The 22,376-nt window shown below is 59.6% G+C and carries 21 protein-coding genes; 11 read left to right on the top strand and 10 right to left on the bottom strand.

Annotation, left to right across the window (positions count from 1 at the left end):
- Positions 1-255 precede the first annotated feature (255 nt).
- The 3 genes from AC1ECN_RS12880 to AC1ECN_RS12870 are packed head-to-tail and all read left to right on the top strand — an operon-like array spanning position 256 to position 6,249.
- Positions 256-1,812, top strand: a complete 1,557-nt coding sequence (locus tag AC1ECN_RS12880) for a type I restriction-modification system subunit M (protein WP_477953131.1) — start codon at positions 256-258, stop codon at positions 1,810-1,812.
- Positions 1,812-3,113: a restriction endonuclease subunit S gene (locus AC1ECN_RS12875; RefSeq protein ID WP_477953129.1), complete on the top strand. Its 1,302-nt coding sequence runs from the start codon at positions 1,812-1,814 to the stop codon at positions 3,111-3,113. The genes AC1ECN_RS12880 and AC1ECN_RS12875 overlap by 1 nt, the downstream gene beginning before the upstream one ends.
- A 1-nt stretch (position 3,114) precedes the next feature.
- On the top strand, positions 3,115-6,249 hold the full coding sequence (locus AC1ECN_RS12870; protein WP_477953127.1) for a type I restriction endonuclease subunit R: 3,135 nt from the start codon (positions 3,115-3,117) through the stop codon (positions 6,247-6,249).
- A 46-nt stretch (positions 6,250-6,295) separates the two neighbouring features.
- Here AC1ECN_RS12870 and AC1ECN_RS12865 read toward each other — a convergent pair whose 3' ends face one another.
- From AC1ECN_RS12865 to AC1ECN_RS12840, 6 genes are all read right to left on the bottom strand, one after another.
- Positions 6,296-6,505: a hypothetical protein gene (locus AC1ECN_RS12865; protein ID WP_477953125.1), complete on the bottom strand. Its 210-nt coding sequence runs from the start codon at positions 6,503-6,505 to the stop codon at positions 6,296-6,298.
- On the bottom strand, positions 6,502-6,912 hold the full coding sequence (locus AC1ECN_RS12860; protein WP_477953123.1) for a transposase: 411 nt from the start codon (positions 6,910-6,912) through the stop codon (positions 6,502-6,504). Before AC1ECN_RS12860 ends, AC1ECN_RS12865 begins: the two co-directional genes overlap by 4 nt.
- On the bottom strand, positions 6,909-7,328 hold the full coding sequence (locus tag AC1ECN_RS12855) for a hypothetical protein (protein WP_477953121.1): 420 nt from the start codon (positions 7,326-7,328) through the stop codon (positions 6,909-6,911). The genes AC1ECN_RS12860 and AC1ECN_RS12855 overlap by 4 nt, the downstream gene beginning before the upstream one ends.
- Before the next feature lie 66 nt (positions 7,329-7,394).
- Positions 7,395-7,607 carry a hypothetical protein gene (locus AC1ECN_RS12850; RefSeq protein ID WP_477953120.1) on the bottom strand — a complete coding sequence of 71 codons (213 nt, stop codon included), beginning with the start codon at positions 7,605-7,607 and terminating at the stop codon, positions 7,395-7,397.
- Positions 7,608-7,719: 112 nt separating this feature from the next.
- Positions 7,720-8,007 carry a hypothetical protein gene (locus AC1ECN_RS12845; RefSeq protein ID WP_131613901.1) on the bottom strand — a complete coding sequence of 96 codons (288 nt, stop codon included), beginning with the start codon at positions 8,005-8,007 and terminating at the stop codon, positions 7,720-7,722.
- Positions 8,008-8,164: 157 nt separating this feature from the next.
- Positions 8,165-9,214 carry an AAA family ATPase gene (locus AC1ECN_RS12840; RefSeq protein ID WP_477953149.1) on the bottom strand — a complete coding sequence of 350 codons (1,050 nt, stop codon included), beginning with the start codon at positions 9,212-9,214 and terminating at the stop codon, positions 8,165-8,167.
- Between AC1ECN_RS12840 and AC1ECN_RS12835 the strand changes: the two genes are divergently transcribed.
- On the top strand, positions 9,128-9,313 hold the full coding sequence (locus tag AC1ECN_RS12835) for a hypothetical protein (protein WP_477953150.1): 186 nt from the start codon (positions 9,128-9,130) through the stop codon (positions 9,311-9,313). The genes AC1ECN_RS12840 and AC1ECN_RS12835 overlap by 87 nt on opposite strands.
- On the opposite strand, the gene AC1ECN_RS12830 is transcribed toward AC1ECN_RS12835, so the two are convergent.
- From AC1ECN_RS12830 to AC1ECN_RS12820, 3 genes are all read right to left on the bottom strand, one after another.
- Positions 9,310-9,639, bottom strand: coding sequence for a hypothetical protein (locus tag AC1ECN_RS12830; protein WP_477953118.1), 330 nt, complete (start codon positions 9,637-9,639; stop codon positions 9,310-9,312). The genes AC1ECN_RS12835 and AC1ECN_RS12830 overlap by 4 nt on opposite strands.
- Positions 9,636-11,822 (bottom strand): ATP-binding protein, encoded by a 2,187-nt coding sequence (locus AC1ECN_RS12825; RefSeq protein ID WP_477953117.1) that lies wholly within the window; start codon positions 11,820-11,822, stop codon positions 9,636-9,638. The genes AC1ECN_RS12830 and AC1ECN_RS12825 overlap by 4 nt, the downstream gene beginning before the upstream one ends.
- Positions 11,823-12,142: 320 nt before the next feature.
- On the bottom strand, positions 12,143-12,331 hold the full coding sequence (locus AC1ECN_RS12820) for a helix-turn-helix domain-containing protein (protein WP_131704563.1): 189 nt from the start codon (positions 12,329-12,331) through the stop codon (positions 12,143-12,145).
- Between the two features lie 147 nt (positions 12,332-12,478).
- Here AC1ECN_RS12820 and AC1ECN_RS12815 point away from each other — a divergent pair, with 147 nt between their 5' ends.
- Together AC1ECN_RS12815 and AC1ECN_RS12810 are read left to right on the top strand one after the other, a co-directional pair.
- On the top strand, positions 12,479-12,976 hold the full coding sequence (locus AC1ECN_RS12815; RefSeq protein ID WP_131704562.1) for a hypothetical protein: 498 nt from the start codon (positions 12,479-12,481) through the stop codon (positions 12,974-12,976).
- 4 nt (positions 12,977-12,980) lie between these two features.
- Positions 12,981-14,174 carry a tyrosine-type recombinase/integrase gene (locus AC1ECN_RS12810; protein ID WP_477953114.1) on the top strand — a complete coding sequence of 398 codons (1,194 nt, stop codon included), beginning with the start codon at positions 12,981-12,983 and terminating at the stop codon, positions 14,172-14,174.
- A 174-nt stretch (positions 14,175-14,348) separates the two neighbouring features.
- Here the strand turns inward: AC1ECN_RS12810 and AC1ECN_RS12805 are convergent, their stop codons facing one another.
- On the bottom strand, positions 14,349-14,651 hold the full coding sequence (locus AC1ECN_RS12805; protein ID WP_130672467.1) for a hypothetical protein: 303 nt from the start codon (positions 14,649-14,651) through the stop codon (positions 14,349-14,351).
- Between the two features lie 498 nt (positions 14,652-15,149).
- Here AC1ECN_RS12805 and AC1ECN_RS12800 point away from each other — a divergent pair, with 498 nt between their 5' ends.
- The 5 genes from AC1ECN_RS12800 (at position 15,150) to AC1ECN_RS12780 (ending at position 22,359) form a co-directional block, all read left to right on the top strand.
- Entirely contained in the window at positions 15,150-15,815 is a 666-nt protein-coding gene (locus AC1ECN_RS12800; protein ID WP_197726572.1) for a protein-L-isoaspartate O-methyltransferase family protein, read from the top strand.
- 332 nt (positions 15,816-16,147) lie between these two features.
- The gene (locus AC1ECN_RS12795) at positions 16,148-17,017 is read left to right on the top strand and encodes a PopZ family protein (RefSeq protein WP_130655270.1); all 870 of its coding nucleotides are present in this window, start codon (positions 16,148-16,150) and stop codon (positions 17,015-17,017) included.
- Between the two features lie 116 nt (positions 17,018-17,133).
- The gene (locus AC1ECN_RS12790) at positions 17,134-19,977 is read left to right on the top strand and encodes a valine--tRNA ligase (protein ID WP_477953111.1); all 2,844 of its coding nucleotides are present in this window, start codon (positions 17,134-17,136) and stop codon (positions 19,975-19,977) included.
- Between the two features lie 400 nt (positions 19,978-20,377).
- A complete protein-coding gene (locus AC1ECN_RS12785; protein ID WP_003538954.1) occupies positions 20,378-21,658 on the top strand; it encodes an OmpP1/FadL family transporter in 1,281 nt (426 codons plus the stop codon).
- Positions 21,659-21,747: 89 nt separating this feature from the next.
- Positions 21,748-22,359: a hypothetical protein gene (locus AC1ECN_RS12780; protein WP_244665969.1), complete on the top strand. Its 612-nt coding sequence runs from the start codon at positions 21,748-21,750 to the stop codon at positions 22,357-22,359.
- The last annotated feature ends 17 nt before the right edge of the window (positions 22,360-22,376 follow it).

The raw sequence follows: 22,376 nt of genomic DNA, 5'->3' as shown, positions 1-22,376 counted from the left end.
CTCACGATGGGGAATGTGATTTCGTATTCCGCCTTCTCCGGTACGGACGAGATTTGGTTCGGTCTGGTTGTGGCCGGCCGGTGCAACCTTGAACGGGATCAGCTCGAATGGAACGGCGGGTCCCACACTGCACGGCATCGGTTGTTGCGCCGCCCCGCACGGGAAGGTCGCGGTCTAACTATTTTGGTCGACACTGATTTTCAATCATCATAAGTACCTCATGGATATCCGAATACGCATCTAGGGGGCACATCATTGTCAGTTGATCTCCAGGACCTGTCACGGCGCCTATTCAAAACTGCCGAGCAACTATGGACAAACACCGCGCTGCGTCCCGACCAATATGCCCAGCCGGTCCTTGCCCTGATTGCGCTGCGGCAGATGGAGGCTCGGTTCGATCTCGTTCACGCCGAGCTATCGAAGACCTTCACGGGCCGCCTGAAGCCGACGCCCCAGGATTATCATGGACACGGCGCAGTATTCCTGCCCGATTATGCCCGCTTCTCTTACCTGCTCGGTCTGCCGGAAACGGAAAATCTGGCCGAGGCGCTGAATACGGCGATGGAGGCCATCACCGAACACAACCCCGATCTTGCCGGCGTCCTGCCGCGAGGTTACGGCGCGCTGCCCAATAGCGTCTTAAGGGAAGTCTTGCGCCTGCTGTCTCCGCTCAAAATAGAAGGCGACGCCTACGGCCTGATCTTCGAATATTTCATGGGCGAGTTTGCCTCGGCCTTCATGCAGAAGGGCGGGGAGTATTTCACGCCCTCGTCGATCGTGAAGCTTATCGTCGAGGTGATCGAACCCTATCACGGCAAAATATTCGATCCGGCCTGCGGCTCCGGCGGCATGTTCGTGCATTCCGCCGAGTTCGTGAAGCGGCATCACAAGAACCCCAGCCGCGAGATCAGCATCTACGGGACTGAGAAGATGGAGGACACGCAGAAGCTCTGCCGCCTCAATCTCGCGGTTCATGGGGTGTCCGGAGATGTGCGAGTGGCCAACAGCTACTATGAAGACCCACACGCGATGGTCGGCAAGTTCGATTTCGTGATGGCGAACCCGCCGTTCAATCAGTCGGAAGTCGATCGCTCTCGGCTGCTGAACGAGGCAGGCCGCGTCGATGCGCGCTTCTCGCTCGGCGTACCCAAGGTCAACAACGCGAACTATCTGTGGATCGGCATGTTCAATGCCGCGCTCAATGAGAAGGGGCGCGCGGGCTTCGTCATGGCCAATTCTGCATCCGATGCGGGCGGATCGGAGCGCGAGTTGCGCCGCAAGCTCATCGAAACCGGCGCGGTGGACGTAATCATCAGCACCTCGCCCAACATGTTCTTCACCGTCACCCTGCCGGTGACGCTGTGGTTCCTCGACAAGGGCAAGCGGAAGGGCAAGCGGGCGGACGAGGTGCTGTTCATCGACGCGCGGCACATCTTCCGTCAAGTCAACCGCGCCCAGCGTGATTTCACGCCGGACCAGATCGAGTTCATCGGTAACATCGTGCGGCTGTGGCGTGGTGAAGAGGAAGAACTTGAAGCGGGTAGCGGCCCGGCGATGAAGGAAATCTTCGGGGAGGGTGGCTATAAAAACATACCCGGCCTATGCAAAGTTGTGAGCCGAGCCGATATTGCCGCCCAGGACTGGAGCCTCAATGCGGGGCGCTATGTAGACGTGGCATCGAGAGACCAGCCGGAGAATGAGGATTTTCGGGAGCGGCTTGAGGCACTGCAGGAGGAACTGGAAAGCCTAAACATCGAGGCGATGCGACTGCAGGCAGTGATTGCTCAAAATGTGGCTGAGGCTCTTCAGTGATGAGTATAAATGACAAGGTCAGTGATGGCACTACCGGTTGGGAAATTGCAAAACTAGCCGACTGCATCGCTCATCAGAAGGGGTATGCATTCAAAAGTGAGTGGTATTCTAGTAATGGCGTACCTGTCGTCCGAGTGAGTAACTTCACAGATAATTCGATCGACTGCAGCTCTTTGTTGCATATCCCCACGCACATAGCACTTGACTACGCCAAGTACGAGCTGAAGCGGCGCGATATAATCGTTCAAACTGTTGGATCGTGGCCAAGTAATCCCTCGTCCGTAGTAGGCAAGTGCGTGCGCGTTCCAGCGCTTGCTCACGGAGCTCTGCTGAACCAGAATGCAGTGAAGATTATTCCTTCATCCGAGATCAATGGCGACTTCCTTTATTACCTGCTGAAGAGCGAATACTTCTCTCAATATATTGTTGGTACCGCACAAGGTGCGGCGAGCCAAGCAGCCATTACTCTTGATGCTATAAAGGCGTTCTCATTCCTGCTACCCCCTCGTACAATACAAGAAAAAATTGGGGCGCTGCTATCCGCCTATGACGACCTGATAATGGTCAACCGGCAGCGGATTGCGGTTCTGGAGGAGATGGCGCGGGGGCTGTTCGAGGAATGGTTCGTCCGCTTCCGTTTCCCTGGTCATGAAGCGGTACCGATTCTCGATACGCCCGATGGCCCACTTCCGGAGGGATGGCTATACGATACTTTAGGCAATGTCTCAGCGATCAACGCCGCTTCCCTGAAACCGGCGAACGCACCATCAGAAATTGGCTATATCGACATTTCGTCGGTATCGCCGGGTCGGATCGACGCCATCAACCGGATGCCGTTTGTGGAGGCGCCGGGTCGTGCCCGCCGCCTTGTGACCGATGGGAGTATACTGTGGTCGAATGTACGCCCTAACCGGCGCGCCTTTGCCGTGGTTCTCGATCCCACGGAAGAGATTGTCGCTTCAACCGGATTTACTGTCCTCGACGCTCGCGAAACTTCATTCGCTTATCTTTACCACTGGGTCACAACCGAGAATTTTGTCGGCTATCTAGTTGGCAACGCACAAGGCGCTGCCTATCCAGCAGTGACTGCCGCAACCTTTGAAAGAGCTGCGATCCTGTTGCCTCCTTTCGTCCTGATTAAGCGCTTCACCGATATTGCCGAGCCGATGCTGCGCTTGGCCGATGGCTTAAGAAAGACCAACGTATCGCTTGCCGCCTCCCGCGATCTCCTGCTCCCCCGCCTGATCTCCGGCCAGCTTTCCCTGACCCAAGCCGAACGCAAACTGGAAAAGGCAGCCTGACATGGTCCCGTCACTCATCGGTCTTGTTGTCCCTGAGGATGACGGCGTCGAGAGACCGGCCCTTGCCCTTTTTCAGAAGCTCGGCTGGCAGCATGTCGACCTGTACGGGGAAGTGCCGGGGCCAGCGAATCCCACGGGACGCACGAACTTTCAGCAGGCGTTCTTGCCTGCGCGCCTGAAAGCGGCGCTGCGCAAGCTGAACCCGAACCTGCCGACCGAAGCCCTGACACAGGCCGAGGCGATAATCACCCGCGACCGTTCGGCCATGCTGCCGGTCGCGGCCAACCGCGAAGTGATGGCTCTGATCCGTCACGGCGTGCCGGTGCAAGTGCGGCGTGGTGACGGCAAGTTCGACGATCTCTTGGTGCGGGTGATCGACTGGCTAGATATAGCCGCCAATGATTTTCTGGTCGCCAGCCAAGTGTGGATCCACAGCGTGCTGCACCACCGCCGGCCCGACACGATCGGTTTTGTCAACGGCCTGCCACTGCTGCTGGCGGAATGGAAAAACCCTACCTGCCCACTCGCAGATGCCTATGACGCCAATCTGCGCGATTACCGCGACGCCATCCCGCAGCTGTTCCCGGCCAACGGTTTCGTGATCCTGTCGAACGGGCTGGAAGCGGTGATGGGGGCCAGTCATGCACCCTATGACGTTTTCGCGCCGTGGAAGCGGCTGGAAGAAGACCAGCCCGACGATCCGAGCCTTGAAACCCTGCTCCGCGCGACTTGTGAGCCGGCCCGTTTTCTCGACCTGATCGAGAACTTCGTGCTGTTCGATGAGGCACGCGGCGGCCTGCGCAAGGTCGTCGGCAAATATCATCAGGTGCTGGGGGTCAATCGCGCCATCGATGCCGTTCGCCATATCGAACGCAATCAGGGCCGACTCGGCGTATTCTGGCACACGCAGGGATCAGGCAAGAGCCTTTCAATGGTGATGTTCGCCGAAAAGGTGCTGCGCCGGCTGGGCGGGAACTATACGTTCGTCGTCATCACCGACCGGACAGAGCTGGACGACCAGATCGCCGGCCAGTTCGCCTCCGCCGGGGCGCTCACCAAGGATATTGATCAGGCGCAGGCGGGAAGCCGCGCCCATCTGAAGGAGCTTCTGGCGGGGAACGAACGTTATGTGTTCACGCTGATCCAGAAGTTCAGCACGGCGGATCGCGAACCCATGCCGGTATTGTCCGAACGGTCTGATATCATCGTGATGACCGACGAGGCCCATCGCAGCCAGTATGACCAGCTTGCAGCCAATATGCGCGCGGCGCTGCCCAATGCGTCCTTCATCGGCTTTACCGGCACCCCGCTGATCCAGGGCGAGGAAAGCCGCACCCGCGAGGTTTTCGGCGATTACGTCTCCATCTATGATTTCGCCCAGTCCGTGCGTGACGGAGCGACGGTCCCGCTGTTCTACGAGGCGAGAAAGCCGGAGTTGCAGCTCAATGCCGATGAATTGCGGGAAGAGCTGGACGCGCTGCTCGACGAGGCCATGCTGGACGAGGAGCAGGAAAGAAAGCTCAGCAGGCAGTTCGCCCGCCAATATACGCTCATTACGGCGCCAGACAGGCTGGACAAGGTGGCCGAAGACCTGGCGCTGCATTTTGCCATGCGGGGCTATCGTGGCAAGGCAATGTTCGTCGCCATCGACAAGGCAACCGCCGTTGCCATGCATGACAGGGTCAAGGCCGCCATTGCCCGCCTGATCGCGCGGGATGAGGAGCGCCTGAAAACCGCCCATGAGGCGGAAGGCGCGGCGATTGCCGAACGGCTGATGTGGTTGCGCGAAGTCGATATGGCGGTTGTCGTCAGCCAGAGCCAGAATGAAATCGACGATCTGCGCAAGAAGGGCCTCGATATCCTGCCGCACCGCGAGCGCATACAGCGGGAAGACCTTGAGGCCAAGTTCAAGGACTCGAACGACCCGCTGCGGCTGGTGTTTGTCTGCGCGATGTGGATTACCGGCTTTGACGTGCCGACAATCGGCACGGTTTATCTCGACAAGCCGATGAAGAACCATACGCTGATGCAGACCATCGCCCGCGCCAACCGTCGGGCCGAWGGAAAAACATCCGGTGTCATCGTCGACTATGTCGGTGTGTTCCAGAACCTCCAGAAGGCGCTTGCGATCTATGCGGGCGGTGGGGGTGAGGAAACGCCGATCAAGGATAAGGAAGCGCTTGTCGTCTCCCTTGAGCAGGCTCTGGCTTCAGTGGGGGCTTTCGTTCGGCCATTGGGCGTTGACGCAAACGCGATCATGGCGGTTCGCGATTTCGATCGGTTGAGGCTGATTAATCAAGCCATTGAAATCCTGATTGCGCCCGACGAGCGCCGCCGCGAGTTCCTGCGCCTGACGGCTGCCGTCACCAGGGCATACAAGGCGTTGCTGCCCGACGAGCGCGCCGCGCCCTATCTCAGGCCGGTTGCCGTATTCCACACGCTCTCCGATGCAGTGAGGGCAAGGCTTGGTCCCGTCGATATATCCGCGATCTCCGCCCGCATTGCCGAACTACTCGATGAGAAGCTGGAAGGTGTCGCAATCCTGACGCCCATCGTCGAAGGTGATACTGCCGAGGGACGCGTGGACCTGTCCGGCATCGACTTCGATAAGCTGGCAGAACTTTTTGCGGTCAGTCCAAAGGTTACTGCCGAAAGGCTGCGCGAGGATGCAGAGGAAAAGGCGCGCAAGCTGACAGAAATCAACCCTACACGGCAGCATCTGGTGGAACGGCTGGAAAAACTAGTGGCGGACTACAATGCCGGTTCGGTCGATGCCGAACAATTCTTCGAGAAGCTGAAAGATTTCATCCGCGAAATGGATGTCGAAGAACGACGCGCCGCACGCGAGGAGCTGTCACAGGAAGAACTCGCGATCTTCGATCTGCTGGTCAAGCCAGAACCCAAGCTCACCAGGGCAGAGGAACAAGAGGTCAAACGGGTGGCCCGATCGCTGCTGGAGAAACTGCATGAGCTAACCGGCGCAATAGACTGGGTTCGCGGGCAAGAAACGCGGGGCGCGGTCTGGACCGCGATCAGACAGCGCCTCAATGAACTGCCGGAAAATCCTTATCCGCAAGCGTTGTGGGACAGCAAGGTGGAGCAGGTCTGGGATTTCGTATTACAGCGGTATGCATAGCGCCTCCCAGTACGACGATGACGTTCATTGCAATCGCCGGTTCGGATCATGTCCACGCCCTCAGTCCTCGCTCGATCTCCGCGTAGGCATCTTTCTTCCACTGGTTCAATTGCTCCTGCTGTTCAGCCATCAGCACATCGATCTCCTCGTCGGTGAGCGGGCTGAAGTGCAGGCTTTCACGCGATCTCTTCAACGCAGCGTCACCTTGGGCGTCCAGGGACGCCCTGGTCTTAGCAAGAACCTCTTCGAGCGTCATGATCTCCGTGCTCCTGTCTGTTTTCGCACCACCCGAGAACTGCCTTTTTCGGCGAGCTGCCAGGATGCTCCGTTTGAGCCGGGTTGGACGCCGGCGGGCACGTCATCAAGCGCGATCCACATCGAGGAAGCGAAGGTCACGACGCTCCCCTTTCGGTATTCCAGCGCTCTCTGATAACAACCAGAATAGCGGACGCCGCCGCCTTCAAGCTCTGCGATGCGGGCGGAGAGCGCCTTTAGCTTCACGCCTGTGGCGGCTGTGGTGGCCGCGACGAGTGCGTGAACCATACGCCTGCTCACCGGCCGCTGAAGCTGTTCTTCCGTGAAGTTGCCATCAAGCCCGGTTCGGATCTCCTCCGTGCGCGCCGCCATAATAACGAGTTGCTCGTTCGCGTCCGTCTCGGTCATTGCCCCATGCTCCCGAAAATTTCCTCGACCAGGGCGCCTGGTAGGCTGCGGCTTTCATCTAAAATTATGGCAAGTGCCTCGATCCCCTCACGGTGACTGTGCACAAAATCCTCGGCGAGGATCGAAAACGCGCGGCGCAACTCGTCGCGCCGATCGCTCCATGAGCCGAGGAAAAAGGCATGCTCCAGAAGCAGTTCATCCGATTTCGACAATCCGGTTTCCGGCGCCGCCGCATGGCCGGCTAAAGCAGTAATCGCGTAGGCAGTTGCAATCGCGCCGTGGTGACGTCCGCGTTCAAGAAGGTCACCAGGAGACTGGAGGGTCACCTCACTCCGGTTGACATGGAGCACGCCGATCCCATGGCCGAGCGCCGCCAAGGCGTGCGCAGCCTCATGTAGCGCGACATCGCTAATCATCCCCGTCCTCACTCTGTCGCAAGTTGTCGACTTGTCGAGGGTAGCAAATCGCGAACTTGCTCGGCGTTATGCGTCACGGGCTAAGCCGCGACTGAGTACCCGGATCATGTTACCGAGCGCGCGCTGGACTGCAGCGTCRTTGGCCTCTTCCATCGGGTTGAGAAAGTTTAAGCTCTCCAATACGACGGCAAGTTCGACTTCGTCGACCTCGAGCGTGATCACGCGGCGGCCAGCCTTTCGCCGGGCCCGATAGCGGCGTTGGCGAGTGGCAGCACTCATCGTTCATCCCCGTTTATTGGTCGATCTGGCTGAGCGTAGCCGTCATGGATCGGATTCCTTTCGCGCATGAGACGGGCGGCGAGTGAGCCCGCCACCCGACCCGGCATATCGGCTACTCCGGCATGGGATACTTGGCGCGCATCGCAGCCTTCTTGGCCGGCGACGGGATATAGGCGATGGTGTTCATCGAGGCTGCGTTGTAGGCAGTCTCAATGTCCACATCACTGAGCGACGGGAACTGCGCACGGATGCGAAGGCACATCGCCGCGTCAAGCCGCTTGCTCTCGTCGGCGTCTATCTCGTCCTTTTCGGTCGTGTCGTCGTCGCGCAATCCGATGGCGGCAAAGGTTCCATCGACAAATCCGACGATGTAGAAGGTCGCTTTTTCTAGGTCAGTCATTGCTTCACTCCTTTCGTGCCCAGATCATCGGCTCTGGACTTGCCGTCTCTACGTTTATGAACCCCGCCCGCGAGGCGGGGGTTTATTACGTAGTAATAGGGTGGGKGTGCASCACACAGCGACATAGCAGTGTGTGCGGCTTACCTGAGGTAGAAAATCAGCCGTTCTCATTTGCAATCACCAGTAGGGTCTTTTCCCGGCTTGTTCCGGGATGACGAACGACAGTTTTGATGTCGCCCTTATCCTGCAAAACATGCATGGCGCGCTCGAATTCGCGCTTGTTTATGCCCTCGCGTTCGTTGCTGGCRCCGAACAACGTCGGCGGATAGGTGCGGGCGCTGATGGAGGGCGAAAAGGTCTGCCCATGTTCAAGACCGGCGCGCATCAACTTCATGAACACGCGCTGGGCGCGATCCGCCTTACCGATGTCCGACCCCGCCCGTTCCGGCTTGTCGGTGCAGCGATATGCGCCGCAATCCCAAACCAGATTCACGCGCCGTCCCGTCGGGCTATAGTTGGCCTTCTGCGAGACCAACATCCGACGACCATCATCGATACCGCCGCCCTTGCCTTCGTCATCGGCGTCGTCAGGGCGGCGCATATAGACCGTGGAGCGCCCGGTATTCGTCCATGCCGTCGAGCCGGACGAGCCGGTTTTGTTGGCAATGCCGCCTTGTGACGGATGGCTCAAGATCATGATCGCGGTGTCATAGAGCTTGCCGAGATGGCTGAAGATATTCGAGGCGCGAGTCGCGAGGGAGCGGTCAATCTCGTCGCAAACGATGGCTTGGGCCCGGTTGTCGATGATCACGAGCGCCGGGCGGATTTGGGCGATCTGCTCTTCAAGCGCGTTGAAGATCGGGGTTCTCACAAGCCGGTGCCGCTGCGGGCTATCGAGCAGCGCTTTATCCAGCCGCGCCGACAGGTCGTAAACGCGCAGATCGCGAAGCTCACGAAGATCAAATGCCTCGGCGGCGGCAGCGGCCTCCAGGCGGCGTTGGAGTTCGAATTCGTCGTCTTCGGCTGAATAAAACAGGCACGGACCACGAACTCCAACTGGCGCACCGAGCCAATGGGTTTGGGGACAGGCTGCGATCGGCATGGCAACGGCGGCAGCGAGTTGCAGGGCAACCGTCGTCTTGCCGCCGCCGCCGGGACCACTGAGGTAGGAAAGTTCTCCGGCGGGGAAGAAATCGAAGCCGTCGATAAATTTCCGGGCCGGAATCTCGCGGCCGGCGAAGGACGAAACACGGATGCCTTCGAGATGTGCCTCAGCGATTTTGCCGTGGGGGCCGCCGTCCATTAGCGCCATCCCTTCTCGCCGGGATAGGGAATTGCCCGCCGGTATCGGCGATAATCGTCAAAAAGCCGGATCCACTGTTTTTCGATTTCGGCAACGAGCGGATCGGAGGGCACCTGCGGTTCGAGCGTTCCCAATAGCCTGCGTCGAGATTTAAATTCGCGTGTGAAATCGGCGCGCGACGAGCGGACGATTGCCAGCAGTCGTTCCTGGCGCCGGCGGCGAAGAAGGTCGAGCCGCTGCTGGTGCTCGGACTGGCCGGCGATCGCCTTCGCAAACACATCTTGGGGCCGGCAGCTGCTGGCCCTCGAAATGCCGGGGGTGCGGTTCATTGTGACGCGTCTCCCTCACCGTCGAGGGCTAGGCCAAGCGCATCCTCCCATGGGATCGACGGATCACGCTCGAATTCGCAGCGGATGCGCTCGGCAAGATCGGCAGGGAGGTCGACCATAGCGGCTTGTTCCCGCGCGCGGCATTCTAGATCGGCGATCTCCTTTTTGATTCGCTGCAGGCCGAGGATGTGCCGTGCCCGCTGTTCGATGATCTCGACCGATGGGATGACTTTCTGCACGCCGTGTTCGACGAGCCCGGCTTCAAGCCACTCAATGAACTGGTCCGACGACATCGCGTTCAACTCGACGCGCCGGCCGTCGGCGAGGAACAGCACTTCGTTATGAGTGGCGCCGTAGCGTTGAAGGCCCTTCATCACCTTGTGGTGGTTGCCCTCGATCTGCTGGTGCTCGGCCTGCAGCCGCATCTCTGCGGCCTGTTCAAGCCTCAGGCCCAGGCGCCGAATGTCCGGAGTGCTGGTGAATGTGTAGCGCGTGCTGTCCGATCCCAGCGTGCCGAAGATCCTGATTCCGGCGATGTCGAGATCGTGCGCGACCAGGATCGGAAGGCCTTGTGCGGAAAGCCGGTCGACCAGCGCCCTGGCAGCGACAACCGACATGCCCTTTGTCGACATGACCGCGATATCAAAGCGCTCCGCGATCCGTGTTGCCCGCAACAGCGGCTCGAAACCTTCCTTTTCAAGGAACAGCACCGCGCCGTAGCGGTCGCCGGGACCGGCAGTCTGGTGCAGGCCGCCGGTCGAGATCAGCGCGCCGGTGTCGTGCCGCCGTTGGCGCTGGAGATATTCACGAACATGCAGTGTGCCGAGCGGTATCGAATGATCAGTATGCGGCTCGACCAGATGGCCGCGCGCATCGTAGACCACATCCCAATGCGCCGAAGTCTCTGGGTTTTCCTCCATGAAGGCCGGCAACAGCGTTTGGGTGAAATAGACATCGTTCAGTTTGCTGTGGCCGGTCATCTCTAGTATCGCCGGTCGCGCCGCGTACATGATCTGCCTTGCGTTTGCGGGCAGCGTGCCGCCTGCGCTGGCTTTCAGATAGGCTTCCGCCATCGCCAGATAGGCAGCGTCCTTGATCGTGTATCCCCGCCTGATCGGCCTGTGCGACTTGCGCAATGCCGACCCAATGGCAGCGGCGATGCATCCCCGGAACGGCGTCAGGTCAGGCGTTTTTCCATCGCTGATCAGCGCAATGGCCGGTGTCGTGATGGCAATGGTCAGATGATAGGAACCCTTCGGAACCTGCCCCAGTCCGCAGAAAAGACCGCAGCCATTGAAATAGGAATCGCCGCCGGAATAAAGCGACAGTTCGGCGACGGTCGGGGTCCGATTGACGATCAGGGTGATGTCGTCCGCACCGTTGCGGCCTTTCTGTCTGGCCCAGACCTGAACGATCACAGGGACCGCGCCACCGATCACTGCCAAGGCTTTTTCGATCTTGTAGGAACCGCCGAAAGAATCCTCGGGGACCGGCAAGAGCTTCGGTGGCGGCGGAGCAAGACGGTTCAGCACGTCGAGCGAGAGTTCGGATGCGGGCGCTTCAGGGTCGATGTAACGCTCCGACGCGTCCGATTGACCTCGCTCAACCGGATCTCCGGAAGCGTTACACAACTCGACGCCGAACAGATTTGCGAGGTCTTGCGCCGTGCCGCGCGCTGCTTCTATCAGTTCCTTGAACGCCGGGGCCGAATACCAATTCGGATGTGTCAACATCGGCATTGCTGCCGGTCCCGCGAGCTGGATCGCCTGATTGCCCCAGGCGGTCGCCTGCGGATCAATCGGCAGTGCGTCGCCGAACCGGATCGTGATCCTGGTCCCGGTGGCGATGTCGCTGTCGCCGGTCGCGGTGACGATGGTCTCGCCGGTGGTGCGGTCGAAGTCGAGTTCCTGGCGGACCTTGCGGCTCTCGACGATGATCTTGCCGCCCGAGGCGAATGCGGCACCAGTCGCGACGCGCAGTCCGTTGCCAACCATGCCTCGGGTTGGGCGCCGGATTAGCTTGGTCGACATCATCGGCCGCGTGACGGAAAAGAGCTCGACCACCTTCTCGGGCGCGATCCCAGGACCATTGTCCGAGATAACGAACGTGTTAATGTCGACTTCGACCAGGGTCACCGTTGCCGCAGCGTCGAGGGCGTTGTCGACCAGTTCCTTGATCGCCATCCGGCGCAGGTGAGCCTTGGGCGCCCCAGCCTTCTGAGATAATCGATCCGGGTGCAGAAATAGGCTGGCATCCGTTCTGACGAACTCAATCGCCGCCGCCTGCTTCTTCCCTGCACGATGTCGGCGCACACGCTCGCGGGTTTTCTCGCGTTGTGTAACGCTTCGCTCCGCTGGCCTGTGGAAAGGCGATTGCGACATAACGGCTCCTCTCTTGCTCGGAACCGCCGCGATCTTGCGCGCGCTGCTGGATAGGACTAATTTTCAAGGCGCTTCCAATCGCCTTTTTTGTCCTTCGAACCGCCGCGTCCTCGCGGCGGTTTTTACGACTGTTCGCCCGCTAGAATGCGGTCGAGTGCGGCGGTCAGGATTAGCACTCGTTTGCCGATGCGGAGATGGGGAATCTCGCCGCGCCGGACAGCTTCATAGGTTTGATTGCGGCCGATACCCAGTCTCTCTGCCGCCTCATCGACGCTGGATGTTTCGCGCCTGTCTCCGTGCTTCCTCGTCATCGTCGTGTCCTTTCTGACGTTGGTAAGCCGCGAGCGTTTGAGCCCACAGCTCCTTTCTCATGTTCGTGAGAAACGTGGCAGCTTCAGCGCTGCTTGACAAGCCCTTTCTCTTGATCGTAAGAAAATGGAGACAGGAAGGGATAACCGATGACAAATGAAGAGAAACGAATAGGACGTCCGATAAAGGAAGCGGAGCCCGGCAAGAGGGTCTCACTGGGCCTCAAGGTCACGGCGGCCATAAAGTCGAAACTCGACAAGGCGGCGCGCGAAGTAGGACGCACCCAGAGCCAGGAAGCCGAGGTGCGGCTTGAGCGATCATTCAATGAAGAGGAAGCTTTTGGCGGACCGGACGTGAAGCGAACGCTTTACCTCGTCGCCGCCCACTTCGGCGCCGCCGGTCAGAGGGCCGCGATGGCGGCGGGGCGCGATGACTGGAAAGAGGATACCTGGGTCAATGATCCTGACTGCTATCGCCCGGCAGCGCTTGCCGCAATGGAAGCTCTGCTATTCGCGCAGCCGAATTGGACCGCCGAGGACGTGCGCCTCCAAATCGAGGCGCTGAAGGGGCGCGCGATGAGCCACCTCGCGAACGCTGGGATCATTAAGTTCAAGTTCGGAAATGACGGAGAAGACAGGGAGGATTGATCTAATGTCAGTACGCAAGCGCGAATGGACCACACCGAAAGGCGAGCAGAAATCTTCGTGGGTCGTTGACTATACCGACACCGGCGGCAAGCGCCGGCTGAAGACTTTCACGCGGAAGAAGGAAGCCGATCGGTTTGCCGCTACGGCTGCTGTCGAGGTGAGGGAAGGGACGCACGTTGCCGATTCAGCAAGCGTGACTGTCGAGAAGGCCGGCTCGCTATGGATCGCCTCTGGTGAGAATGCCGGCCTTGAACGCTCGACGGTCAATCAGCGCAAGAGTCACTTGGAGCATCACATCCTGCCGATGATCGGTCAGATGCTGTTGTCGAAGCTCACCGTGCCGGCCGTGCGCGATTTTGAGGACCGTATGCGGAAAGAAGGCCGATCGCCGGCAATGGTGAAAAAGGTACTGACTTCGCTCGGCTCAATACTCGCGGATGCTAGTGAGCGTGGCCTTGCAGCCCGCAATCCGGTGCGGGATATCAAGGGAACCAGGAAGGGCCGGGATAGGCGGCAGGAGAAGCGCCAGAAGGGTAAACTTGGGGTCGGAGTGGATATTCCCACCCGCGACGAGATCAAGGCGCTTCTCGGCGCTGTAGAGGGCAACTGGCGCCCGCTGTTGTTGACCGCAGTCTTTACCGGCATGCGCTCGTCGGAGTTGCGTGGCCTGCGCTGGCAGGACGTCGATTTCAAGCGCGGAGAGATCAGCGTCCGTCAACGGGTCGATCAGTTCCGGGAAATGGGGCCACCGAAGTCGGAAGCTGGAGCGCGGACAATTCCCGTGCCGCCGCTTGTCATCAACGCCCTCAAAGAGCTGAAGCTCAAGCAGGGGAACAAGCCGGGCCTTGTGTTCGCCAATCCCGACGGTGACTCACGCTCACACTCGAACGTCGTCAGGAAGGGCCTCCAGCCGGCGATGGTACGGGCGGGTGTGACGATCGATACTGGCGAGGTCGACAAGAAGGGCAACCCCATCCTCAAGGCCAAGTACACGGGCTTACACTCGCTCCGCCATTTCTATGCGAGCTGGCTGATCAATCGCAAAGAGGACGGTGGTCTTGGGCTGCCTGCGAAGATAGTTCAGGAACGGCTCGGGCATGCTTCGATCGTGGTGACCATGAATTTGTATGCGCACCTGTTCCCACGCTCGGATGATGGAACAGAGCTGGCACAAGCAGCGAACATCCTGCTCAGCTAACTGCAACATGCATGCAACACGAGAGCAAAAAGCTCTTTAGAAACAAAAGGCGGCAAAAGCCTGCAAATCCTTGTACCCCGGTTCAATTCCGGGCGAGGCCTCCAACATCTTCCACATGCCAGAATCTGTCCGAAATGCCGCTGGCTCAGCGGTGCGGCATCGGCATTTTCGATGCTACCAGACCCGCTGGCCGGGCGAAAAATCGAATTGTGACGGATTGATTCCCGTGAGGCGGTAGAGCGCCTTCAGGCCGCCCCTGCGGATTTCCGCCTGATATTCCCGATCGCTCAATTCAGGCCCGTCATCGATATCGGGGCCGGCGCCAAGCAGCCGTCGCATACCCTGCGGCGAAATGCAGGTGAAGCTGCGAATGTCGCCGCTGCTGTATTTGATCAGCAGCAGGCGGGCATCGGCGTTGTAGTGAAGGGCTTCTATACCGCGCGATTGGATCAGGAAGGTTTGCATGCGCACACCCATAGCGGAAGGTGAGGGCGCCGCAACAAAATGGTTGACGTAACGTTAATGCGCATGCGGCTAGCAAGGGCTGGACGTGCCCGCCGCTGTTTCAAAACGAACGGAGCACCTGCAAAAACCGTGTCCGCCGGCATGAGACTGCTGCAGACGTCATGCGGGATATCTCGAGTGCGCTTCGGCGCCCTATCGCCTCCAGGTCGTTTCGCCGTCCAGCAGCCCGCAGCAAAATATGCCAATCAGCGCTGCGATGATGAAAAAATCGAACAGCGTGAAATACTCGAAAATCGCAGACACGGCCTGCTCCTCCTATTTCCTCCGATGCAAATCATAACATGAAGGGGCGGAAGGTTCCACGCTGGAGTTGCAGCATCCTCCCGTCTTCTGTGGCACGGAAGAGGCGCCGGCCGGATTCTTTTCGCCGGCGGCTGCCAAGCCTTGAAAGCATCCGTGGCGGAGATTAAGAGACGAGGGACAGGAACCGCTTTTTAAGAGCGAGAGGACATGATGGATTTCGAAGCAGCGCGCGCAAAGATGGTCGATACCCAGGTTCGCACGACGGACGTTACCTCGCATTCCGTGCTGACGGCGTTTCTCACGGTGCCGCGTGAGGCCTTTGTGCCGGAGAAGGCGAAGCTGCTGGCTTATATCGACAACGATGTCGAGATCTCCGCAGCCGCACCGGGAAAGCCGGCCCGCTTCCTGATGGAGGCCTCGCCGCTCGCCAAGCTGCTGCAGCTGGCGGCGATCACCAAGGATGATTTCGTGCTCGAAGTCGGTTGCGGCACGGGGTACACATCGGCGCTGCTGTCGATCATTGCCGGCTCGGTCATCGCGCTTGAATGTGACGAGACGCTGGCCACTGAAGCGAAGGCGCAGCTGGCCGGCTACGCCAAAGTCGAAGTCGTGACCGGCTCGCTCGAAAAGGGCTACGCTGCCGGCGCYCCCTATGATCTGATCTTCGTCAACGGCGCAGTCGAAGAGGTTCCGGCCGCCCTTCTCGGTCAATTGCGCGATGGTGGCCGTCTGATTACGGTCGAAGGTTACGGCAATGCCGCCCGCGCCAAGGTCTTCGTCGCCGAGCGCGGCGCTGTTTCGGAAAATGTCTTCTTCAATGCCTCGGTCAAGCCGCTGCCGGGTTTCGCCAAGGCGCGCGAATTCGTTTTCTGACATCGTTCTTATCGACGAAATTCAGCGACGGGCGTCATCGGCGCCCGTTTTTTATCAATGCCGCCGGAAAGCCTTCACAAACATCATTTACGCTGACGCGACCATGTCGGACCGGATGGAGGCTGTGCGCTGAAGTTCTGTTTCATGCGTGTCGCCGCCGCAAAATCGCGACAGGCTTTGCGGGTGGCAAACATTGGGTAACAAAACTGTGCATGGCGGCATTCATTTGATTCGCGATGATTTTTTTCACGCCTGGGGTATTCTAAGGTCGTGGTGATTCGGATGAATGCTCCACGCCATCCGGTCGTTGTTTTGGGATAACGGGGATAGAAATGGCTCAGCCAAGTGTAGCGCGTGAACCGTCCATGGAAGAAATTCTGGCCTCCATCCGCCAGATCATCGAAAGCAATGAGCCCGGCGCCGGCAAGGCGATTTCCGCATCCCTGCCGCCGGTCTACGGCGCCGACGAGGATGACAACGGCTCGGAAATCCATCTGACGGTCGACGACACCTATGCCGGCGTGGAATTCCCCGAACCGGTCATGCGCTCCTCCGATCCGCGTTTTGTCGCCGCCAATTCGGCCGGCACGGCTCCCGAAGCAGAAGTGCCGGCCCGTGCGCTGTCGCTTGCCGATGTCGCCGCCCGTGTGCGCGCCGCCTCCGAGCGCAGCGCCGTGCAGGCCGGTCAGGCCCTGCGTGAAATTCCGAGCGGCTTCCGTCAGCCCGAACCGCAGCCGGCCGTGATGCCGGAAGCGCCGCGCGCCGCGGCACCACAGCCGCAGCAGTCGCAGCCTGTTTTCGCGGCTGCCGCAGCGCCCGTTCAGCATGTTGCGATCCAGCAGCCGGCCGAGCCGGTCGTTATGGAAACGCCTGAGGTGGCCGTCGCCGAGCCAGCGCCTGCTATCGAAACAGTGCCGCCGGCTTTGGAACCCGCTCAGTCGTCGACCGACCGTTTCCTGCCGAGCGTTATGGACGAGGTCCAGCCGACGCTGCTTTCGGAGGATGCCGGCCTGCAGATCAGCCGCTCCTTCGAGGAGCTCGCCGCCGCAATCGACGGTGCCGAGCGCCGCTCGCTGGACGAGATCGCAGAGGACATGCTGCGCCCGATGCTGCGCGAATGGCTGGATGATAATCTGCCGACACTGGTCGAGCGGTTGGTGCGCGAGGAAATCGAGCGCGTGGCCCGCGGCCCGCGCCGCTGATCGGATTGCTTTTTCCTGAAAAGCCGCTCCGGTCTCCGGKGCGGCTTTTTTATTGACTTGGCCGTGACCATCCTATTTACAAACGCCCATCCTCGAACCTCGAAATTGGTCAGAAAATGCTCGACAAGACCTATGATTCCGCCGCCGTCGAACCGAAAATCGCCGCGATATGGGATGAGGCGGACGCTTTCCGCGCCGGCGCGAACGCCAAAGCCGGGGCCGAGACCTTCACCATCGTGATCCCGCCGCCGAATGTCACCGGTTCGCTGCACATGGGCCATGCGCTGAACAACACGCTGCAKGACATCCTGGTGCGCTTCGAGCGCATGCGCGGCAAGGACGTGCTCTGGCAGCCGGGCATGGACCACGCCGGCATCGCCACGCAGATGGTGGTCGAGCGCAAGCTGATGGAACAGCAGCTGCCCAGCCGCCGCGACATGGGCCGTGAGGCCTTCATCGACAAGGTCTGGGAGTGGAAGGCCGAATCGGGCGGCCTGATCTTCAACCAGCTGAAGCGTCTGGGTGCGTCATGCGACTGGTCGCGCGAACGTTTCACCATGGACGAAGGCCTGTCGAAGGCCGTTCTCGAGGTTTTCGTCACGCTCTACAAGGAAGGGCTAATCTACAAGGACAAGCGCCTCGTCAACTGGGATCCGAAGCTGCTGACGGCGATCTCCGACCTTGAAGTCGAACAGCATGAGGTCAAGGGCAATCTCTGGCATCTTCGCTATCCGCTCGAGCCGGGTGTCACCTACCAGTACCCGATCGCTTTCGACGAGGAAGGCAAGCCGACCGAATGGGAAACGCGCGACTATCTGGTCGTTGCCACCACGCGTCCGGAAACGATGCTGGGCGATACCGGTGTTGCCGTCAATCCAGAGGACGAGCGTTACAAGTCGATCATCGGCAAGCATGTCATCCTGCCGATTGTCGGCCGCCGCATTCCGGTCGTTGCGGACAGCTACGCCGATCCGACGGCCGGTACCGGTGCCGTCAAGATCACGCCGGCGCATGACTTCAACGACTTTGACGTCGGCAAGCGGGCTGGTCTGCGCTCGATCAACATCCTGAATATCGACGGCACGATCACCATCAAGGACAATGAGGATTTCCTCGAAGGTCTCGACAATCCGGCGGCGCTGCACGGCGCCTGGGACCGCCTGGAAGGGCAGGACCGCTTCTATGCGCGCAAGGTCATCGTCGAGATTTTCGAAGAGGCGGGCCTCGTCGACAAGATCGAGCCGCACAAGCACATGGTCCCGCACGGCGACCGCGGTGGAGTGCCGATCGAGCCGCGGCTGACCGAACAATGGTATGTCGATGCCAAGACGCTCGCCGAACCGGCGATCGCCTCGGTCCGCGAAGGCCGCACCAGAATGGTGCCGAAGAGCTGGGACAAGACCTATTACGAATGGATGGAAAACATCCAGCCCTGGTGCGTCTCCCGCCAGCTCTGGTGGGGTCATCAGATTCCCGCCTGGTACGGCCCGGACGGCCAGGTCTTCGTCGAAAAGACCGAGGAAGAGGCGCTGCAGGCGGCGATCCAGCACTACCTCTCGCATGAGGGGCCGATGAAGGCCTATGTCGAGGACCTGCTCGAAAACTTCAAGCCGGGCGAGATCCTGACGCGTGACGAGGACGTGCTCGACACCTGGTTCTCCTCAGCGCTCTGGCCCTTCTCGACGCTCGGCTGGCCGGACGAGACGCCGGAGCTGGCGCGTTATTACCCGACCAATGTTCTCGTTACCGGCTTCGATATCATCTTCTTCTGGGTCGCTCGCATGATGATGATGGGCCTGCACTTCATGAAGGACGAGGACGGCGAACCCGTCGAGCCGTTCCAGACCGTCTATGTCCACGCGCTGGTGCGCGACAAGAATGGGCAGAAGATGTCGAAATCGAAGGGCAACGTCATCGACCCCTTGGAGCTGATCGACGAATACGGCGCCGACGCGCTGCGGTTCACCCTGGCGATCATGGCGGCGCAGGGCCGCGACGTGAAGCTCGATCCGGCCCGCATCGCCGGCTACCGCAATTTCGGCACCAAGCTCTGGAACGCCACGCGCTTCGCTGAGATGAATGGTGCGAAGAGCGACCCGCACTTCGTGCCGGAGGCCGCCGAACTCACCATCAACCGCTGGATCCTGACGGAACTTGCCCGTACGGAACGTGACGTTACGGAAGCGCTCGAAGCCTTCCGCTTCAACGATGCCGCCGGCGCGCTCTATCGCTTCGTCTGGAACGAGGTCTGCGACTGGTATCTCGAGCTCTTGAAGCCGGTCTTCAATGGCGAAGACGAGGGCGCCAAGGCTGAAGCCCAGGCCTGTAGCGCTTATATTCTCGAAGAGATCTACAAGCTGCTGCATCCCTTCATGCCCTTCATGACCGAAGAGCTCTGGGCCCATACGGCAGGCGAAGGCAAAGAGCGCGACACACTGGTCTGCCATGCCGAATGGCCGGCGCCGTCCTATGCCGACGACGGGGCCGCCGACGAGATCAACTGGCTGATCGATCTTGTCTCCGGCATCCGCTCGGTGCGCGCTGAAATGAACGTGCCGCCGTCAGCGACAGCGCCGCTCGTCGTCGTCAAGGCCAACAACCTGACGCGTGAACGGCTGTTCCGCCACGACGCCGCCATCAAGCGCCTTGCGCGCGTCGAGGCGATATCGCTGGCTGACGATGCGCCCAAGGGTGCCGCTCAGATCGTCGTCGCTGAAGCGACCATCTGCCTGCCACTCGGCAAGCTGATCGACCTTTCCGCCGAAAAGGCTCGTTTGGAAAAAGCGATTGCCAAGATGGAAGGCGAGATCTCCCGCATCGACGGCAAGCTCTCCAACGAGAAGTTCGTCGCCAACGCCAATCCCGAAGTGGTCGAGGCCGAGCGCGATCGTCTTGAGGAACTGAAGGGGCAGATCGCAAGCCTGAGGACCGCTCTTTCCAGGGTGAGCGAAGCCGGGTAAGTTTCACGGACCCATTTTGGTAAGTTATTTCAAAGACGCGCCCTCTGCCGGCGCGTCTTTTTGTCGTTCTGGGCGCGCGCGATTCGGTCGTGAAAACGGCCAGTTTCAGGCGCGGAGCCTGTGGATTGTGGCTGAACGGGCATCCAGCTGGCGAAAACTGCCACTGTTGTCGGATTGATACAGCTTCTGCAATATTTGGAATGAAAACCCAAAAAAGCGCATCTGAGAGCACTAAGCTCGGAATAAAATTTTATTAACCAGATTTTTTGACGTGTCCGTCAATTTCTTTACGTAAATTGACAGTCACAATGGTTAGAGGCGCTGCCGTGGGGCGCGTTGCCATTTCCGGCGAACACTTACACTGTGTCGTCACATCAACTGCTGTAGTGGGGGAGACACAATGGCATCGCGTAGGTTTTCCAAGGGCGTAACGTCGCTCGTTCTTTTTTCGTCGCTTGCATCGCCGTCCTTCGCCGGCGGTCTGGAGCGTGGCGGCTATAACATCGATCAGCTGTTCGATACGTCGCCTTTCTCGTTTCAGTCGGGCGTCACCTACGTCACGCCGCAGCGCAAGCTGAAGGACGTCCGAGATACGGATACGTCGACATCTCCAGGCGGTGGCAATCTGAACAGCCGTCCAAACACCGCGGACGATACCTCAAATTACACCATCCCTTATATTGGCTTTAAGGCTGGTTTTGGCGATGCAATCGACTGCCTGGTCGACTATTCAGAGCCCTTCGGCGGGCATACCGACCCCGGTCTGAACTGGGCCGGTGCCAACAATAACATTGAGACAGAGATCAAAACCCGCAACTATGGCGGCACCTGCTCCTATCGTTTTGATGTCGGCCCTGGGCAGCTTCGCTTCATCGGCGGCGCTTTCTATCAGGAAGTCGAAGGCTTCAAGGAACGTCTGGTTTCAACCGTTCCGCTTCTGGTCGGTACCGGCAACGGCGTCGGCCGCCTCGATCTCGAAGATAGTGGCTGGGGCTGGCGCGCCGGTCTCGCCTACGAGATTCCGGAATATGCAATGCGAGCAAGCCTCGTCTATAACAGCCGCGTAAAATACGACAATCTGACCGGTACGGTGGATCTGACGCAGGTGACTGCACCATTTGCACCGCTGAATGGCGCTCCTTATGGAAGGGTCACGGACGTCTTCGGCTCTGCCGAAGCGCCGGATTCGCTTGAGCTTAAGTTGCAAAGCGGTATCGCTCCGGATTGGCTCGCCTTCGGATCGGTTAAGTGGACGAACTGGAGTGTCCTGCAGTCCGTGCCTTTCTGCCCAAAATCGACCAAGGGCTTAGTCGCCTGCACCTCCGGCGGTGCGACGGAGCTGACGTCGCTCGACCTTCTTTACCAGGACGGTTGGACCATCACCGGTGGTGTTGGCCACAAATTCAACGAACAGTGGGCAGGTGCAGTCAGCCTCACCTGGGATCGCGGCACCAGCCAGGGCTATGGCGCGCAGACCGATAGCTGGACGCTGGGGCTCGGTGCAGCCTTCACGCCGACCGAACATATCGAATGGCGCGTTGCCGGTGCCGTGGGCGTGTTGACGAGCGGTTCGTCCGGCGTTGTGACCCAGAACGGCGTCACGTTTGGAGATGATGTCTCCTATTCCTTTGACAACGACCTGGTCGCTGCGCTGTCGACGAGCCTAAAGATCAAGTTCTAATTCCCCGATTTGAAGAATTGAGGAGCCCGGCACTGCCGGGCTCTTCTTTATTCGCGCCCGTTAATCATGCCATTTCCCGATCCCGTTTTGTGACGATTCAGCAACACATTTTTACGACGTTTGGCGTATGGTGGTGGTGGGACGAATTTGTCCATTTCCCGCCACAAAGAGGGCGCAGCGTTATTTGCGGGCGAGGTGATGGCAGGCATACGGTGCGTGTAAATAGTAGTATGGGTCGATTTTTTTCCGGGTACATCAGGTCGTACGGCGCGATTGGCGACAATCGTTTGATTGCGGTCGTTTCGCTTTCCGAACAAGGCTGTTCCAGCCGCCAATCCGGCCTCGCGACGAAGTCGTCGATCCATTCATTGTCGTTGTTTTCGACCCGCTCGGATGAGCAACCCGGCTTTGCCGGAAATGTCGATACCGGTTTCGTCACATTTACCGTTTACGAATGCGATAAAGGCGGGAAGGCGAATACCGCACCTGCCGAAAGAGTGCCACGGAGATTGCAGTCGAGCCATGCCGGGAGCCGGGTGGTTCTGAAGGATGGGCTGAGAATATCCCCTTTGAGAAAAGGCCAGTGGGCTGGATGCGACGCGGGTAAAGGAGCCATGGAGCTCGCCGCGGGATCGCTCGCCTCGAAGAAATACATCCGCGGGATGCACGGTGCGAGCGCCGTTGCCGCCTGCCTGAGATGAGCGAAAGAAATCGGTTG

Source organism: Rhizobium sp. 01N447_2 (assembly GCF_056399245.1).
Note: the sequence above shows the minus strand (reverse complement) of the source record. Positions and strands in the feature narration are given on the sequence as shown.

Excerpts from the sequence above, each read along its gene's own strand:
- AC1ECN_RS12875 (WP_477953129.1), top strand. The coding sequence starts at position 1,812 with ATGAGTATAAATGACAAGGTCAGTGATGGCACTACCGGTTGGGAAATT.
- AC1ECN_RS12865 (WP_477953125.1), bottom strand. The coding sequence starts at position 6,505 with ATGACGCTCGAAGAGGTTCTTGCTAAGACCAGGGCGTCCCTGGACGCC.
- AC1ECN_RS12860 (WP_477953123.1), bottom strand. The coding sequence starts at position 6,912 with ATGACCGAGACGGACGCGAACGAGCAACTCGTTATTATGGCGGCGCGC.
- AC1ECN_RS12855 (WP_477953121.1), bottom strand. The coding sequence starts at position 7,328 with ATGATTAGCGATGTCGCGCTACATGAGGCTGCGCACGCCTTGGCGGCG.
- AC1ECN_RS12845 (WP_131613901.1), bottom strand. The coding sequence starts at position 8,007 with ATGACTGACCTAGAAAAAGCGACCTTCTACATCGTCGGATTTGTCGAT.
- AC1ECN_RS12830 (WP_477953118.1), bottom strand. The coding sequence starts at position 9,639 with ATGAACCGCACCCCCGGCATTTCGAGGGCCAGCAGCTGCCGGCCCCAA.
- AC1ECN_RS12825 (WP_477953117.1), bottom strand. The coding sequence starts at position 11,822 with ATGGCGATCAAGGAACTGGTCGACAACGCCCTCGACGCTGCGGCAACG.
- AC1ECN_RS12820 (WP_131704563.1), bottom strand. The coding sequence starts at position 12,331 with ATGACGAGGAAGCACGGAGACAGGCGCGAAACATCCAGCGTCGATGAG.
- AC1ECN_RS12815 (WP_131704562.1), top strand. The coding sequence starts at position 12,479 with ATGACAAATGAAGAGAAACGAATAGGACGTCCGATAAAGGAAGCGGAG.
- AC1ECN_RS12810 (WP_477953114.1), top strand. The coding sequence starts at position 12,981 with ATGTCAGTACGCAAGCGCGAATGGACCACACCGAAAGGCGAGCAGAAA.
- AC1ECN_RS12805 (WP_130672467.1), bottom strand. The coding sequence starts at position 14,651 with ATGGGTGTGCGCATGCAAACCTTCCTGATCCAATCGCGCGGTATAGAA.
- AC1ECN_RS12795 (WP_130655270.1), top strand. The coding sequence starts at position 16,148 with ATGGCTCAGCCAAGTGTAGCGCGTGAACCGTCCATGGAAGAAATTCTG.
- AC1ECN_RS12785 (WP_003538954.1), top strand. The coding sequence starts at position 20,378 with ATGGCATCGCGTAGGTTTTCCAAGGGCGTAACGTCGCTCGTTCTTTTT.